The organism is Bifidobacterium mellis (assembly GCF_000967265.1).
Lineage (GTDB): Bacteria > Actinomycetota > Actinomycetes > Actinomycetales > Bifidobacteriaceae > Bombiscardovia > Bombiscardovia mellis.
Genome location: NZ_KQ033885.1, coordinates 332,957 through 349,860 on the forward strand (window position 1 = coordinate 332,957; position 16,904 = coordinate 349,860).

The window sequence follows — 16,904 nt, forward strand, 5'->3', positions numbered from 1 at the left end:
GTGATCAGTCGACGTAACGCTTCCTATCGACCGCATGCTTCCGGTAGCGCCGAAAGGGTCACTGGACAAACACATCACTACTTTAGTGCAAATCGGTCTTGGAACCAACTCGACTGACTCAGGCCTGTGCCGGGGTTGACAAATCGGCCTTGCGTGCCTGGTCGATCAGGTCGTTCAGATCCGAAGACCTGAGTGCGCCGGCCTGCTTGAAGATGATCTGCCCCTGCTTGGTGATCATCAGCGTGGGCACCGCCTGGATGTCGGCGGCCGCGGCCAGATCCTGGTTCTGGTCGATGTCCACCTTGCCGAAGACGATGTCGGTGTTGGCCTGCGAAGCCTTCTCGAAGATGGGGCCAAAGGCCTTGCAGGGTCCGCACCAGGTGGCCCAGAAGTCAATCAACACCAGGTCGTTGTCCTTGATGGTCTGCTCGAAGTTTTCCGAAGTAATAGTCGTGGTGGCCATGGTAACGCTCCTTGAAGTCGTTTGTCTGTCGCGCGGGAAGCTCCCGTGCTTAGCAACCGCTTTCAATCATCAGCATTCCATCAAGGCTGGAGAAAGCGCCCGAATATGCTCTGGGTGGAGATGTCCGCCGGGGTCCCGTGGCCGGTCAAGCCTGGTACGGATAATGGAGACATGCCAGTGCTGAACGACGAGATTCCCGATGATGACGACTTCGATGCCGATCGCGACCGTGGCGCCTTCTCACACATCACCCCAGAAGACTTTAACCGGGGTTTTTCAGGCTCGAATCCCCCCGGATGGCTGGACCGTGACGCCATCGACCGTGCGCGGCGATGCCTGCCCATGCCCTATGTGGAGGTGGTGCCGGTTCGCGTGGATGAAATGAGCGCCGTCACCCAGGTGGGCACCCTTCTACGCGTGGATGATCAGGGTAACATCGAGCGCACCCTGATCACCGGACGGATTCTCTACCACGAGACCATCAGGGAGGCCCTGGCCAGAAACATCGCCAAGGATCTGGGTCAGCTGGCCCTGCCCATGCTGCCTGCCAGCCCCCAGCCCTTCACCGTGGCCGAGTTCTTCCCCACGCCGGGGGTCTCGGAGTACTACGACCCGCGTCAGCATGCCATCGCTCTGTGCTACCTGGTGCCGGTGGCCGGGGACTGCAAGCCCCAGGACGAGACCCTGGACGTGGAGTGGATCGATCCCAAGGGGGATATGCTGGAGTCCTTCATGAGCCAGATGCCCGGCGGACACGGCAAGGTGCTGATGGGCGCCCTGACCTGGGCCGGTGCGCTATGAGCACTATGAGCCGTGAATCCTTGGAGGCGGGCATGAACATTGCCAATACCGTATATCGGCAAGGGGAGGGGCTGCCCTTGGTGCTGGTCCATGCCTTCCCTGTGGACCACCGCATGTGGGATCGGTGCGCGGCCTCGCTGATGGCCCAGGCGGATGGTGCAGGTATGACCCCCTTCCCGGTCTATGCTCCGGATATGCCTGGAGCGGGCGATTGCCCCCTGCCTGGGCCGGCATCCTGTGGTCCGGCGGACTCTGATGGTGCCCTGCCAGGCGCACTGGATGCCATGGCCCGTGCCTTTGTGGACATGATTGCCGCCACTGGTGCACAGAAGGCCATCTGGGTCGGACTTTCCATGGGCGGTTACCTGGTCGAGGCCGTAGCCAGGCTTTATCCGCAGATGGTGGCCGGTTTGGCCCTATGCGACACAACCATGATGGCTGACCGTCCGGCATCCCGAGCCAAGCGGCTGCATATCGCCCAAACCTGCGATGTGCAGGGGACGCTTGATCCGGTCATGCACTTCGCCAGACCCCAGGAGGGCGATTCCACGGTCAAACGTTCGCCCGCTTTCGTGCAGACCATGACCGAATGGATACAGTCCCAGGATCCCCGGGGCATCGCCTGGCGGGAACGGATGGCTGCGGGCCGCCCGGATCAAAGTGATCTGGTCGGCCGCATCAGGGTGCCCGTGGCCCTGGTCAGCGGCCGCTGCGACCCCTCCAGCCCTCCACGCGCCATGGAGCCTCTGGCCCAGGCCATGCGTCAGGCCGGAACGGACGTTACTTTCACCGCCATCGACGACTGCGGCCACTTCAGCGCCGTCGAGCACCCGGATCAGGTGGCCGCTGCACTGCTGGACCTGATTGGCCGTGTAGGGAGGCAGTCATGAGCGATTCCGAAACGATCTTCTCCCCGCTGGCCCTTACCGAGCCCCTGCCCTTCCTGCCTCTGGCTCAGGGGGATGTGGACTACGACACGGCATCGCGGCCGCAGCCCGGTCTGCTTGACCAATTGCTGGAGCAGGACGGCACTGGGGTCATCCTGGTGCGGGGCGAGAAGGTGGCCGTGCCCAAGGGCAAGGGGGCGCTGGCCGGCCGCACTGGAGCCAGCATCCGTCTGGCCACCCTGCCCGCTGCATACCTGCGGGGGCCGCTGAAAGGCTCGGCAGACCAGTTCGAACCACCCTGTTACTACCTGGGGAAAGCCGACCAGCAGGCCTGGCTGGCCCTGGATCTGGATCTTGCCTGCGCCGGTCGGGCCGTTCAGGACCCTCTTCGTGACCTGGCTCAGGCCGCTGATCAGCGCTTCGACTGGCTTGGCCTGCGCGAGTATGCCCCTCATGGGCGTCCGCGTCAGGTGGGCCTGGCAACCTGCGCAGTCGCCCTGTCCGTATGGCATGGACGCCAGGCCTTCTGCCCCCACTGCGGCGCACCGGTCCATCCCTGCCAAGCCGGATGGGCCCAGATCTGCCAGGGAGATGCGTCAGGGGACCAACACACGCTCTTTCCCCGCATCGAACCCGCAGTGATCATGGCCGTGGTGGATGGCCGCGACCGGCTTCTGCTCCAGCACAATCGGAAGTGGGCTCCCGGATTTTGCTCGGTCACTGCCGGATTCGTCGAGGCCGGGGAGAATCTGGAGCATGCAGTCCGGCGGGAGACCCTGGAAGAGGTGGGCCTGAACCTGGGGGAGATGCGGTATCTGGGCTCCCAGCCCTGGCCCTTCCCGGCCTCCCTGATGGTGGCCTTCAGAGCCAGATCCCTGAATACGGACATCCGGGTGGATGGTCAGGAGACCGATGAGGCCAACTGGTTCACGCGGGGGGAATTCAGCGCTGCTCTGGCCTCGGGCCGGTTGCGCATACCTCAGGCGGCCAGTGTGGCCAGACATATGATTGAGCAGTGGTACGGCAGCGAGCTCTGATTCATCCGAGTGGTGTTGCGCCCTCGGACCTGGTCGCGTCGTAAGATATTTCAAGGAACTGTCAGCAGCGAAAGGTGTGCTATGGCCATGGAGGGGCAAGAAGAGCCTCGTATCTCGGATGTCGACCAGGCCGAAACTGTGACCATGCCGCCGGCGACCGGGGAGGGGCCCGACCCTGTGGACCTGTTCGCCGACGAAGAAGCAGAGCGGGCTTTCGGCTCGGGTGCCGCCCACAAGGCTCCTTCCAGCGGTCATCGCGGACGCACCATCCTGGCCCTGCTGCTTCTGGCTGTACTGATCCTGGTGGGTTGCTGGTTCGGCGTCCGTGCCTTCTTCCGTGATCGGGTGGCCCCCGGCGTCACCCTGGGCGGGCAGGTCATGATGGGTCGGACCAGGGACCAGGTCAGGCAGATCGTCGATCGGCAGGTTCGGGACTCCCAGGTGGAGCTCAAGGGTGAAGGCACCTCTGCCCGGGCAGGGCTGAAGGACCTGGGCGTCAGCGTGGATTCGGATGCCACGGTCACCAAGATCATGAACGCCAAGGGTTCTGCGGGCCTCTCCCGGCTGAACCCCTTCCATGGCGAGGCGGTGCCGCTGGTGGCCGAACGGGATCAGCTGGCCATGGACAGGTATCTTACTGAACGTTTCATCCCCCGTCAGGACCGCTCCGTTCCCTCCACTATCGTTTTTGATCAAGGCGCACACGCCTTCCGGCCACAAGAGGGTCGCGGAGGCAAGGCGCCTGAGCTGGGCCGCGTGCAGGATGCCGTCTCATCCTTGATAGACAAGCCCGGCAGACGTCTGGCCGTAGGGGTGGTCTATAAGGACGTGACCATGCCCATCAGCCTGGATACCGCCAATCAGGTGGCCTCCCAGGCCAACCAGCGACTGGCCAAGGACCTGGTCATCAAGGGTGCTGATGATGACCTCATGACCGTCCCGGCCGCCACAGTGGCCACCTGGGTCAAGCCGGTCACCGATCTGGACAAGGGGACCATGGAGCTGGGCTTCGATCGGCAGGCCATCAAACAGTATCTGGACCAGGAGTTGGCACGGCAGCTGAACCGGGATATGGTCACCGCCGTCAACGTCAAGAACACCAAGGGCGATGTGGTGGCCGAGACCACCAAGGGAGTGGACGGTGTCCGGGTCACGGATGTGTCCGCCACGGCAGACCTGGTCGTCAAGGCCCTGGAGGAGGGGGATACGAACCCGGTCCAGGCGAGCGCCGAGATCACGCCCCACAAGGAGCAGACCCGGGTGGCCCGCTACGATGTGCCCGACGGCGACATCTGGATTCAGGTCAATCTCAGCGACCAGACCGCCACCGCCTACCACGGCACCACCCAGGTCAAGACCTTCCCCATATGCTCAGGCAAGCCCGATAACGGGAAATGGTCCGACACCGGCACCTTCTTCATCAATGTGCGCTACGCGGTCCAGACCATGCGTGGGCAGGGCTACGTCACGCCCAACGTAAAATGGGTCTCCTACTACAACGGCAGCGAGGGCTTCCACACGGCCAGTTGGAACTCTGCCGGCATTGCCAAGGGCGACCCCGCCCAATACGGATCCCACGGCTGCATCAATATGTATGAGCAGGACGCCAAGTGGATCTTTGACAACGCCCCAATCGGGACCATGGTCAAGGTGGAGGGGCAGGTTCCATCGGGTCCGGCCCGCTAGGAGCACCTGCCACGGCAGACGGTCGAGTAGGCTGGAACCATGAGCGATGAACACAGTGATGGAACTTCCCGCCTGGATGTGCCCGAACATCTGCGGTATTCCCAGGATCATGTCTGGATCGACCCCAGTCAATCCCCGGCGCCCATGGGCGTGACCGAGTATGCGGCGGACCAGCTGGGAGACCTGGTCTTTCTGGATCTGCCCGAGACCGGCACCCACGTCGATGCCGGCGATGAGGTCATTGAGCTGGAGTCCTCCAAGGCTGTTGAGCCGGTGGTCTGCCCGGTGGCAGGCACCATCGCCTACGTCAACAGGGCAGCCTCGGACGATCCGGAGGTCATCAACTCCGACCCCTATGGTGAAGGCTGGATAGCCAAAATCGACCTGGAGGACGATGAGCCCGATCTGATGAGCGCCGAGGAGTACGGTCAGCTGCTGAAGAGCCTGAACTGACGGTCCGGTTATGACCAGGCGATCCGGCCGCAACGAAGGGCCCCTGCGGGTCCGATCGGTAAGCACCACCTTCGATTCGGCCGCGCCCGGGGAGGGCATCGAGAGCAGACCGGCTCCGGTGCGTCTGCTGAGGCGACTGATTACCGGCGCCTTCGATCTCTGGGTGGGGCTGTCCATCAATATGACCGGCCGCCTGGGGTGGTCGGCCGACGTCCAGCCCTATGTGGGCTACGGTACCGAGTCATATTCCCGGCTGATCTGCCGTACCATTCTGACCGACGGCCGCAGACGCGAGGATCCGGCCATTCGTGGCATCCGCGGCCTGCTGACCGTGCCCGCGCCCCGGACCAGGGTCAGGCTGGCCATCGACAGCACGGCCATCGGGAGGGTCCAGGTGGGCGACTCCTCGGTCTACGATGCCGTCGATCCCAGCCGCAGCCTGAATGCGGATGCGGTCTTCTCCGACCGATCAGGCTACCTGGATCTGGTGGCCGAGCATCAGCTGACCCCAGGCGTGCACCGGGTCTCCTACCAGGTGCGGGGCCGCCGGCCCGTCGACGCGCCTTTGTACATCGTGCCCGGTCAGACTCCTGTCGGCGTCATATCCGACGTGGACGACACCATCATGATCAGCCAGGTGCCCAATCATTGGAAGGCTGCCTGGAACCTGCTCCTGTCGAATCCGCACCGCCGGTCCTCGGTGCCGGGCATGGCCGTCCTTTACAACCGCATCCGCGACCTGGACCCCCGGATGCCCTTCTTCTACCTGTCGGCCTCCCCTTGGAATGTGGAGGGGTCCATACGTGGCTTCATCCGCGACCATGGCTTTCCTGCCGGACCCCTGTTGCTGCGGGATCTGGATCCCAGGCCCAAGACCTTTGTGCCCTCAATCGTGCAGCACAAGATGGAGTTCATCCGCCAACTCATGGCCGACTTTCCCAAGATGCGCTTCGTATTGATGGGCGACGACGGGCAGAGCGACCCCTCCACCTTCGCCCAGGTGGTGCGGCAGTATCCGGGCCGGGTCCTGGCCATCGGCATCCGTCAGCTGAGCCCCCAGGAGACCGGGCTGGGAGTCCTGGTCAAACGCACTGCCACACAGCCGGTGCCGGTGACGGAGGTGCCGGTCTTCTACGGGACCACGGGCGCCAATCTGATGCGAACCCTGCTGCCCTATCTGCGTCGTCGCGCCCGAATATAATCGCCCCATGAGTTTTTCGGCCGTCAATCCCGATCCTCCTCGTGCACAGCGTCGTCCTACCGATCGATGCTTCCATGGGGATCACTTCGAGGATCCATACGAGTGGATGCGCAACCGGGAGGATCCCGCCACCAAGGCCTACGTGCGTGACCAGAACCGTTACTGCCGGGAACGGCTCGCAGGTCAGGAGGGTCTGCGGGCCACCCTGCTCAAGGAGTTCACCGACCGGGTACAGCAGACCGACATGTCGGTGCCCACTCGGATGCATGGCTACTGGTACTTCTCCCGGACGCTCAAGGGCCAGGAGTATGGGGTGCAGTGCCGCCTGCCGGTGCGCGACCAGGATGACTGGGACCCTCCTGCTGTCCAGTCCGATGCAGCGCCTGGATCCATGCCGGGCGAGGAGGTCATCTTCGATGCCAACGCCGAGGCCAAGGGGCATGACTTTTTCTCCCTGGGATGCCTGGACCTGAGCGCCGACGGCCGGTGGATGCTCTATGGACTGGATACCAGGGGCAATGAGCGCTACGACCTGCGCATCCGCGATCTGACAGATGGCCGGGACCTGCCTGACCGTATCGACCAGGTCTCCTCCGGGGCGGTGCTGACCCCCGACGGCCGCTGGGTCTTCTATACCGGCCTGGACAAGGCCTGGCGTCCGGACACGGTCTGGCGGCATAAGGTCGGTACTTCGGCCGACCAGGATGTCATGGTATACAAGGAAGTCGATGAGCGTTTCTGGGTGGGGTTGGGCCTCAGCTACGACGAATCAGCCATGCTCATAGCCACCGGGTCCAAGACCACCAGCGAGGTTCTCATGCTGGATCTGAAGGATCCGCAGGGCGAGTTTGTGCCCTTGATCCCCCGCAAGGAGGGGATCGAGTACGACATCAGCCTGGCCAGGTTCGAAAATGCCGGTCCGGCGGGGGAGGACCTGCCGGTGGCCGTGGTCTACCACAATGTGAACAACCCCAATTTCGAGGTGGACCTGATTGATCTGCGCAGCCACCGTCCGCCTTTCCGCCTGGGAGAAGGGGTGCGGCTGGCCCAAGGCAGCCCCTATGGCTGCGAGCGCTCCGGAGACCTGGCCTCCCTGCCGCCCGAAAAGCCTTATCATGACCCGGGCAATCCCGCCATTCTTCAAGGCGCTCGCGGACTGGGAATCGAGGGGCTGGGCATCCACCGCAGCTTTGTGGTTCTGACCTACCGGGCCGACAGCCTGCCTCATATGGCTGTCATCGCCAAGGATCAGGCACTTGAAGATCTGCGGGCGGGCCGGCCCTGGCGCTTCCATGAGGTCCTGCCCGACCAAGGAGGGGACGGCATCGACCGTCTCTATAGCATCGGTCCCACGGACAACCCCTCCTACCAGGCCCCCGGACTGCGCTATATCCGGGGCAGCTATGGAACCCCGGCCGAGTTGCGGGAGCTGGATCCGGTCCGGGGGGTGGATCGGCTGCTCAAGCGGGCCCGGGTTCTGGGCGACTTCCGGCCCGAGCACTACGCCGAACGTCGGGTTCTGGTCCGCGTCAGGGATGGAGTCCTGGTGCCGGTCTCTCTGGTATGGCGGCGGGGCATGCATCCGGCGCTGGATGCCGGCGGGCGGACCGGGTCCGATGACACGGTCATCCAGGCCCCCGACCATCCCGAGCGCTGTCCTTGGCCGGACCAGGATCCGGACAGGTCTGCACCCATGTTCATCACCGGGTATGGGGCCTACGAGATCAGCCAGGATCCGGGGTTTTCCACCGGCCGGCTCAGCCTGCTGGACCGAGGCGTGCTCTACGCTGTCCCCCATGTGCGCGGCGGCGGGGAGATGGGCCGCGCCTGGTACGAGCAGGGCCGCCGGCTGCACAAGGTCAACACCTTCCTGGACTTCATCGATGTGACCGCCGCACTGCAGGCTCAGGGCTGGGCGGATCCCCGTCATACCGTGGCCAATGGCGGGTCGGCCGGCGGGCTGTTGATGGGGGCTGTAGCCAATATGGCTCCCCAGCTCTATGCCGGCATCGAGGCGGATGTGCCCTTCGTGGACGCGCTGACCAGCATCCTGGACCCGGATCTGCCGCTGACCGTGACCGAATGGGACGAGTGGGGAGACCCCCTGCATGATCAGCAGGTCTACCGGTACATGCGTTCCTACTCGCCCTACGAGAACGTTCCTGACGCTGATAGCAGGCGCCGGCTCTTCGGTAGCGACCACTTTCCCGCCATCCTGGTGACCACATCCATGAACGATACCCGCGTGCTCTACGTGGAGCCCCTCAAGTGGGTGGCCAGGCTGCAGGAGCCGCAGGTGGGGGCCGATGCGCTGATCAGGATCGAGGTCCAGGCAGGCCACGGTGGCATCAGCGGACGCTACCGGCAATGGGAGGAGCTGGCCTTCGAGAACGCCTGGTGCCTGTCCATCATGGTCCCCGAAAGCCGCTGATCCTGGTCTGTCCGGGATTCGGTCGGGGTCAGGAAAGGGCCCTGGCAGTCTCGTTATGCTCGGGGTATGACAAATAGCAAGCAGAAAACATATCACATTGCGGTCATTGCCGGTGACGGCATCGGCAAGGAGATTGTTCCCCAGGCTCAGGCCGTTCTGGAGAAGGTCACCCGGGGCAAGGCCGACATTCGCTACGAGGACTTTGACCTGGGCGCTGAGCGCTACCTGCGTGATGGAGCCGTTCTGCCAGACGAGGACCTGGACCGGCTCAAGCAGCAGGACGCCATCCTCCTGGGGGCCATCGGCGACCCCCGCATCAAGGCCGGCATCCTGGAGCGGGGGCTGCTGCTCAAAATGCGTTTCGAGCTGGACCAGTACGTCAATCTACGGCCTTCCAAGCTCTACAAGGGGGTGGTGTCGCCCCTGGCCGACCCGGGCGATATCGACTTCGTGGTCGTGCGGGAGGGCACCGAGGGGCTCTACGCCGGGGCTGGCGGCTCCATTCGCCGAGGCACTCCCCAGGAGGTGGCCACCGAGGTTTCCATCAACACGGCCTACGGGGCGGAACGGGTCATCCGCTACGCCTTCCAGCTGGCCATGAAGCGTCGCCGCCGCCTGACATTGGTCCATAAGAAGAACGTGCTGACCAATGCGGGAGACATGTGGCAGCGACTGGTCGATCAGGTGGGCCAGGAGTATCCCGATGTGGAGCGTGAGTATCTGCACATCGACGCCTCCACCATATTCATGGTGACCGAGCCCAGCCGCTTCGACGTGATCGTGACCGACAACCTCTTCGGCGACATCCTCACGGACGAGGCGGGGGCCGTGGTGGGAGGCGTGGGGTACTCGGCCTCCGGCTGCATCAACGCCTCGGGTACCTACCCATCCATGTTCGAACCCATCCATGGATCCGCTCCTGACATAGCCGGCAAGGGGATCGCCAACCCCACGGCGGCCATTCTCTCGGCGGGAATGCTTCTGGATCATCTGGGCTTCGAGGAAGAAGCGGCCAGTATTGAGCGGGCTGTGGAGGATGACATCGAGCGCTCCGGCTCCACCCAGAGGAGCACCGAGCAGATCGGCAGGGATATTCTGGCTCGTCTGTGATCAGGCCGGTTGTCGGCTAGACTGGAGGGCATGACTATGGATGATGCCCCCCAGCCGGACGACCGGCAGTCCAGCGATACGCCGACAGGGAATCCTGGCTTCGGCTCCTCCCCCTCCCCGCAGAAACCGCCCGAGCAGCGGGAGCCCGCCGGTGGGGATGCTCCTGCCGGGGCAGCTGACGGTCAGCGGCAGGCTCCGGGCTATCCCGCCGGTCATGGCGTTGGCGGCGGGAATCAGAATCCGTACCAGACCGGTCAGTACCCTTACGGCGGGTATCCGACCGGGCAGAGGGCCAATGCCGGATATCCGTTCGCCCCTCAGAGTGGCGGCCAATATCCTGGGGCCTATCAGGCAGGGCCCTACCGGCCCAATCAGTATCCGACCGCCGGCTATCCGACCGGTCAGCAATATCCAACCGGTCAGCAATATCCAACCGGTCAGCAATATCCTGCTGGACAGTATTCCGGTGGACAGTATCCTGGCGGTCAGAATCCCCAAAGGCCCTATCAGCCGGGACCGGGCTATCCCGGCCAGTATCCGTCCGGCCAATACCCCCAGGGTGGGTATCCGGGCAATCAATACCCGGCGGGTCCGTATCCCGGCAATCCGTATCCCGGCGGGCAGTATCCTCCGCAGGCCTCCACGCCCTGGCCCTACCCGGGCATGCCCCAGGGCGGTTACCCCGGGGCTATGCCCAACGGCAACGGCCCCTATCCCATCTCGCCCACTCCACACAGCAAGCTGGCCGCTGGTCTGCTCAGCATCTTTCTGGGCTGCTTCGGTGTGGGCAACTTCTACCTGGGCAGGACCGGGCGGGGCGTGGCCCAGCTCATGCTCACCCTGATCGGCTTCCCCTTCTTCTTCATTGGGCCGACCATCGCCATAATCTGGGGACTTATCGAAGGCATCCTGATTCTGACATCCTCGACCGGCTCCTTCTGGCATCGTGACGCTCGCGGATGGGAGCTGATGGATTGAACCCGGCCCGTCTGCGCGGCGTCGGCAAGCAGATGTGCGGCAAGCTGGCGGCCGTAACCCTGACCCTGGGCCAGGGGTCCGACGCCCGTCCGTTCATCGCCTCATGCAGGATTGACGGCGACTTCTTCACGGAGCCAGCCTCGGTAGCCTCTCAGGAATCTGAGGAAGATCATGGGCCGGTATCGCGGCTGGAATCCGCAATCTGCGACCTCCCGTTGCCCTTGGACCCTGGTCTGGCTCTGGAAAAGCTGGATAGGGTCATGGCAGAAGGGGATGGCCAACGGGTAGTCGGTGTGTCCCCATGGACCCTGGTGACCGCGCTGGAGCGTGCCCTGCCGGATGGGCTGGTCATTCACGGACAAGGCGAGCCCGACCGACTGTCATCAGCGGCGGACCAGACGTTTTCCAGTCATTCCCAGCCGGACCAGGCCGAATGCCGCCGCCGTTGGTCTGGCCTGAAGCTGGACCTGATCAGGGACCGTCCACGTCAGCCGGTCATGCAGATGGCCATGGACCAGGCTCTCAATGACGCTGTGGCCCAAGGCCAGTTGCCGCCCACCCTGCGCATCTGGAACTGGGGGGCGCCGGCGGTGATCCTGGGGCGCTTCCAGTCCCTGAGCCGGGAGGTCCACGTCGAGCGGGCACGCAGTCTGGGCTTTACCCTGGTCCGTCGCTGCACCGGAGGTGGCACCATGGTCATTCAGCCCGACCGGGCCATCACCTATTCACTCTATCTGCCCCTGGACTTCGTCAAGGGGGCGGACATGATCGACTCCTACCGTATCTGCGACTATTGGCTGGTTCGTGGTCTGCGCATGCTGGGGATCCAGGCGGGCTGGCAGGGCATGAATGACATCGCCTCCCCGCGGGGCAAGATGGGTGGTGCCGCCCAGCGCAGGCTGCCGGCAGGCTCCCGCGGACCGGGCGGGCTGCTCCACCACACCACGCTTTCCTATTCGGTGGATGCCGATCTGATGGCCCAGGTGCTCAACGTGGACCCGGAGAAGTTCCGTGACAAGGCCGTGACCTCGGTCAGAAGTCGGGTGGACCCCATCGACAGGCAGACCACCCTGTCCCGTCAATCCCTGATCGATGCCCTTCTGGATACCCTGCCCTCCCTGGTGGCGGATCTGCACATATCCAGTCCAGCGCCCGAGGTCGAGCAGCGGGCCCGCACTCTGGCCCGGCAACGCTACGGCCGTGAGGAGTGGACCGCCCAGATCGCCTGACCCGGCAAGGGGTTGATATGTGTGGGTATAATCGTGCTCAGTCGCGTCGAACCCGGCGTGAGGTCATCAACCATGCGTGAGTCGGTGCAGACCCGCCAGACATGGCGAAAAGGAGTGCGGAGTATGGCGGTTCACAAGCCCAACGAGATTCCCGATGACGGGAACGCCCTCAGGCAGACCGCCCTATTCAAACAGGTGCCCAGACAGGACGCCGACCAGCTTTTGGACAGCATGCACGAGTCCACCTACGCCAAGGGGTCCACGGTCTTTCGACAGGGGGACACCGACCACCGCATGTATCTGCTGGAGGAGGGCCGGGTCAAGCTGGTCCGCCAGTCGCCCGACCGTCGCATCCAGCTGCTCAGCATCCACGGGCGCGGGGAGATCCTGGGCGAGATTCCCGTCTTTGACCCCTCTGGCGGGCCGCGTACCGCCTCGGCTGTTGTCATGGTCAACAAGACCAAGGTGGCTGCCCTGGACCACGATGCCCTCTTCGACTGGCTCAACCAGCATCCCAAGGTGGCTGTGGACATGCTTCAGGTGCTGGCCCACCGCCTGCGGACCGACAACGAGCGCATCTCCGACCTGGTCTTCCTGGACGTGCCGGCCCGCCTGGCCAAGACCCTGCTGGATCTGGCCACACGCTTCGGTGAACCCTTCGAGCAGGGGCTGATGGTTCCTTACGACCTGACTCAGGAGGAGCTGGCCCAGCTGGTCGGTGCCTCACGAGAGACCGTCAACAAGGCTCTGATGGACTTCTCCAACCGGGGATGGATCTCACGCAAGGGCCGCACCATCATCATTTTCCAGCCCGGACCGCTGATTCGACGCTCGCGCATGTGAACGCCACTGTTCGGTAGAGCCGACGGCCTAGGATGGAGACCATGCCCGAACAAAAGAAATCCATGTCGGTCAGGCGCTTCTTCACGCTGCTGCTGGCTTACCTCATCTTCTGCGTCGCAGGTGGCGTGGTCGTCTCTGGTTTCCTGTTCCCCGCTGTCTTCGGCATCAACGCCGCCTCCAGGAATCTGATGCCTGCCCTGAAGACGGACAACATCGACTTCAACGTCAACGATCTGCCCCAGCAGTCCCGCCTCTACGCCTCCGACGGGCATACGGTCATCGCCACCTTCTATGCGCAGAACAGGATCGTGGTGCCCATCAAGGACGTCTCCGACTACATGCAGAAGGCCGTGGTGGCCCGCGAGGACCGTCGTTTCTTCGAGCATGCCGGCGTGGACACCCAGGGCGTGCTCAGGGCCTTCATCCAGACCTACATCAAACAGGGCGACACCCAGGGCGGCTCCTCCCTGACGCAGCAGTATGTCAAGAATGTGCTCATGAGCCAGGCTGAGGAGAACAACGACCCCATCGCCGAGTACCACGCCCAGGAGGAGACCATAGCCCGCAAGATGCGGGAGATGCTGATTGCGGTGCAGATGGAGAAGAAGTACTCCAAGGCCGAGATTCTTCAAGGGTATTTGAACATAGCTCAGTTCGGCACCAACGTTTACGGGGTTGAGTCGGCGGCCAGGCGCTACTTCAGCAAGTCGGCCAAGGACCTGGATCCGGGCGAGGCCGCCACCATCGCCGCCGTGACCAAGAATCCCGCCCGCTTCGATCCAACCGTCAATATCAAGGCCTCCCAGGAGCAGCGGGACATCGTCCTGGATCTGATGCGTCAGGAGAACTACATCACCCAGCGCCAGTATGACGAGAACAAGGCCAAGCCTCTGGACCAGATGCTGCACGTGCAGTCGGTCGATGCCGGATGCCAGGCGGCTGGAGACGCAGCCTTCTTCTGCGATTACGTGACCAAGCAGATCCTCAACTCCAAGGAGTTCGGCAAGAGCCAGGAGGAGCGCAACAAGCTCCTCAAGGAGGGCGGCCTGGATATTTACACCACCATGGACGTCAACGCCAACGCTGCAGCCATGAAGGCGGCCCGGGACACCATCCCCGTCGATGATCGAAGCGGCTTCGAGGTCACGATAGCCTCCATCCGCCCGGGCACAGGCGAGGTCCTGGGCTTCGGCATCAACCGCATCTACGATGCCACACAGGACTCGGGCGGCGGCACACGCACGGCCATCAACTACGCTGTGGATCAGGTCGACGGCGGCGGCTGGGGCTTCCCTGTGGGATCCACCTGGAAGCCCATCAACCTGGTGTCCTGGATGAAGGCCGGCAAATCCATCAACCAGCCCCTGCGCACCTCCACCAGCTACCCTCAGACCTCCTTCGCCTGCAAGATGGCGGACGGCACCCCCTACGGGTTCGGCACCGGCAGTTGGCATGTTGAGAACTCCGGCGGCGGCACCACATCTCCGGAGACCCCCCTGCAGGGTCTGGTGCGTTCGCACAACACCACCCAGGCATCCATGGCCCAGCAGATCGGTCTGTGCACCATAGCCGACACGGCCAAGGAGATGGGCTACCACAATTCGCCCAAGGATCAGATGGACATCCACTCGGTCAACACCTTCCAGCCGCCTATGGTCATTGGTGCGGTCCAGGCCTCCCCGCTGACCATGGCCAACGTCTACGCCACCATCGCCGCCAAGGGGGTGGCCTGCAGCCCCATAGCCATGACCAAGGTGATCGACAAGAACGGCAAGTCCGTCAAGGTGCCCAAGGCCAACTGCCATCAGGCCATCGATCCGGGCATCGCCGAGACCGCCGCCTATGCACTCAACCAGGGCGTTGTCCAGCCAGGAGGCGAGGCATCCACGACCCAGCTGGACGGGGGACGCAAGACCTTCGCCAAGACCGGCACCCATGAGGACAAGTACATGCTGACCGGCGGATTCGTGCCCCAGGTGGCCGCCTTCGTCACTGTGGGCAATGCGGAGGGTCAGGTCTCCTTTACCAACAGGACCATCAACGGAAGGTCCATGCACACCTGGTACGGCATGTATATTGCCACCCCGGCCTGGAAGGACTTCATGAACACCTACCTGGCCGCAGCCAATATCCAGCCGGACAACTCCTACGGCAATCCCGATCCCCGGTTCACCGGCGGGGTCCAGCAGCCTCAGCCGTCCCAGCAGTCCCAGCAACGGTCCTCGGGCAGACAGCGGCAGAGCTACCATCACAGCCAAGGAGGACAAGAAGGCAACCAGCGGACCAGTCAGGACCAGTCGCAGACGGTGGATTCGCCGGAGGACTAGGGCCTGTGCCTACAATGGAGACCATGAGGGATTCGTCAACGGGCGGACCACGAGGGGTGCGGCCGCCCGCCGGGAGAGGCAGGAACTGATGGTCCAGGAATACTCAGAGCTGGATGACAAGGCCCCTCGGGCCGACAGCCGGGTCAAGGAAGATCAGGCGATGCCGGGGCCGGTGAGCGGCTCCGGCAGGCTGGATGTCTCCAAACCGATCCGGCCCTTCGAGTCGGATGCCGCCGACGGAAAGAAGAAGGCTGGCAAGGCTGCCAAGGGGGTCAAATCGGCCAAGAAGGGCAAGAAGGACAAAAGGGCCAAAAAGGCTGGGAAATCAAAATCAGGAAGAAGGCGGGAGAGGGCCCTGCCTGCGCTCTTCCAGCCCATGGAACTGCGCGACCAGCATATCCGCAACAGGATCTGGATGCCGCCCATGGACACCTATTCGGCCCTGCGGCACGACGGCGTTCCTACCAACTTCCACTACCAGCACTATGTGTCCCGGGCCCTGGGCGGCTTCGGAGTCGTCATTGGGGAGGCCACGGCCGTCAATCCCCAGGGGCGGATCTCGCCCTGCGATGTGGGACTGTGGAACGACGAGCAGACCAGGGCCTGGCAGGGCATCGTCCGGGACGTCAAGGCCGCCGGGGCAGTGCCCATCGTCCAGCTCAACCACTCTGGTCGCAAGGGTTCCTCCGGGTGCTCCTCCATGGGCTACATCAACGCCACCGTGCCCGTGGCCGAGGGCGGCTGGCAACCTGTAGGCCCAAGCCCCATCGCCTTTGGGAGGATGGCGGTCCCCGTCCAGCTTTCGCGGGCCCAGATAGCCTCCATCGTGGCCGACTTCCGCTCCGCTGCCGTGCGAGCCGTTCAGGCCGGCTTCCTGGCAGTGGAGCTGCATGCCGCCCACGGCTACCTGCTCTCCCAATTCCTTGATCCCCTGATCAACCGACGAAACGACGAGTACGGGGGCGACCTGTCCGGCAGGATGCGCCTGCTGATTCAGGTCACCGATGCCGTGCGCGAGGTCATTCCCTCGGGCATGCCCCTGCTGGTGCGCATGTCCGCCACCGACTGGGCCACCGGCGGTTGGGGCCTGGACGAGACCATCCGCACTGCCAAGGTGCTCAAGCTGCATGGGGTGGACCTGATTGACGTCTCCACTGGGGGTCTGGTGCCAGGCGTGAAGATTCCGGCCGCTCCCAACTACCAGGTGCCCTTCTCCTACCAGGTGCGCAGCCAGGTGCTGATTCCCACCACGGCGGTGGGGCTGATCACCAAGCCCAGGCAGGCTGATCGGATTGTGCGCAAGGGCCTGGCCGATGCGGTCGAGATCGGTCGAGCCTGCCTGCGCGACCCCTACTGGCCGCTCAGGGCCGCCTACAAACTGGGGCTGTCCGCTCAGCAGGCCCCCTACCCTGAGCCTTACCGGCGCGGGGCCTACGGCATCGCACGCTGAGAGCGGCC

General features: G+C 63.9%; 14 protein-coding genes. 13 read left to right on the forward strand and 1 reads right to left on the reverse strand.

What is annotated here, in order from left to right:
* Nucleotides 1–118: 118 nt before the first annotated feature.
* Nucleotides 119–463, reverse strand: coding sequence for a thioredoxin (gene trxA, locus JF70_RS01830; RefSeq protein ID WP_045935079.1), 345 nt, complete (start codon nucleotides 461–463; stop codon nucleotides 119–121).
* Between the two features lie 171 nt (nucleotides 464–634).
* Between trxA and JF70_RS01835 the strand changes: the two genes are divergently transcribed.
* The 13 genes from JF70_RS01835 to JF70_RS01895 all read left to right on the forward strand — a co-directional run bounded on the left by JF70_RS01835 (nucleotide 635) and on the right by JF70_RS01895 (nucleotide 16,896).
* The gene (locus JF70_RS01835; RefSeq protein WP_045935080.1) at nucleotides 635–1,264 is read left to right on the forward strand and encodes an NUDIX hydrolase family protein; all 630 of its coding nucleotides are present in this window, start codon (nucleotides 635–637) and stop codon (nucleotides 1,262–1,264) included.
* Nucleotides 1,265–1,296: 32 nt separating this feature from the next.
* Nucleotides 1,297–2,154, forward strand: a complete 858-nt coding sequence (locus JF70_RS01840) for an alpha/beta fold hydrolase (protein ID WP_045936013.1) — start codon at nucleotides 1,297–1,299, stop codon at nucleotides 2,152–2,154.
* Nucleotides 2,151–3,188 (forward strand): NAD(+) diphosphatase, encoded by a 1,038-nt coding sequence (gene nudC / locus JF70_RS01845; RefSeq protein WP_045935081.1) that lies wholly within the window; start codon nucleotides 2,151–2,153, stop codon nucleotides 3,186–3,188. The genes JF70_RS01840 and nudC overlap by 4 nt, the downstream gene beginning before the upstream one ends.
* 87 nt (nucleotides 3,189–3,275) lie before the next feature.
* A complete protein-coding gene (locus JF70_RS01850) occupies nucleotides 3,276–4,874 on the forward strand; it encodes a L,D-transpeptidase family protein (protein ID WP_197069082.1) in 1,599 nt (532 codons plus the stop codon).
* A 39-nt stretch (nucleotides 4,875–4,913) separates the two neighbouring features.
* Nucleotides 4,914–5,327 (forward strand): glycine cleavage system protein GcvH, encoded by a 414-nt coding sequence (gene gcvH, locus JF70_RS01855; protein ID WP_045935082.1) that lies wholly within the window; start codon nucleotides 4,914–4,916, stop codon nucleotides 5,325–5,327.
* A gap of 10 nt (nucleotides 5,328–5,337) precedes the next feature.
* Nucleotides 5,338–6,528: an App1 family protein phosphatidate phosphatase gene (locus JF70_RS01860; RefSeq protein ID WP_045935083.1), complete on the forward strand. Its 1,191-nt coding sequence runs from the start codon at nucleotides 5,338–5,340 to the stop codon at nucleotides 6,526–6,528.
* A gap of 7 nt (nucleotides 6,529–6,535) precedes the next feature.
* A complete protein-coding gene (locus JF70_RS01865) occupies nucleotides 6,536–8,959 on the forward strand; it encodes a S9 family peptidase (RefSeq protein WP_045935084.1) in 2,424 nt (807 codons plus the stop codon).
* 66 nt (nucleotides 8,960–9,025) lie between these two features.
* Complete coding sequence (locus tag JF70_RS01870) at nucleotides 9,026–10,069, forward strand: 3-isopropylmalate dehydrogenase (RefSeq protein ID WP_045935085.1); 1,044 nt, start codon at nucleotides 9,026–9,028, stop codon at nucleotides 10,067–10,069.
* 30 nt (nucleotides 10,070–10,099) lie between these two features.
* Nucleotides 10,100–11,047: a TM2 domain-containing protein gene (locus JF70_RS09150; RefSeq protein WP_231578802.1), complete on the forward strand. Its 948-nt coding sequence runs from the start codon at nucleotides 10,100–10,102 to the stop codon at nucleotides 11,045–11,047.
* On the forward strand, nucleotides 11,029–12,276 hold the full coding sequence (locus JF70_RS01880; RefSeq protein WP_156149556.1) for a lipoate--protein ligase family protein: 1,248 nt from the start codon (nucleotides 11,029–11,031) through the stop codon (nucleotides 12,274–12,276). Before JF70_RS09150 ends, JF70_RS01880 begins: the two co-directional genes overlap by 19 nt.
* A gap of 123 nt (nucleotides 12,277–12,399) precedes the next feature.
* Entirely contained in the window at nucleotides 12,400–13,119 is a 720-nt protein-coding gene (locus JF70_RS01885; protein WP_045935086.1) for a Crp/Fnr family transcriptional regulator, read from the forward strand.
* 41 nt (nucleotides 13,120–13,160) lie between these two features.
* The gene (locus JF70_RS01890) at nucleotides 13,161–15,446 is read left to right on the forward strand and encodes a transglycosylase domain-containing protein (protein WP_045935087.1); all 2,286 of its coding nucleotides are present in this window, start codon (nucleotides 13,161–13,163) and stop codon (nucleotides 15,444–15,446) included.
* Between the two features lie 88 nt (nucleotides 15,447–15,534).
* Nucleotides 15,535–16,896, forward strand: coding sequence for an NADH:flavin oxidoreductase/NADH oxidase (locus JF70_RS01895; RefSeq protein WP_052690677.1), 1,362 nt, complete (start codon nucleotides 15,535–15,537; stop codon nucleotides 16,894–16,896).
* Nucleotides 16,897–16,904: the final 8 nt, after the last annotated feature.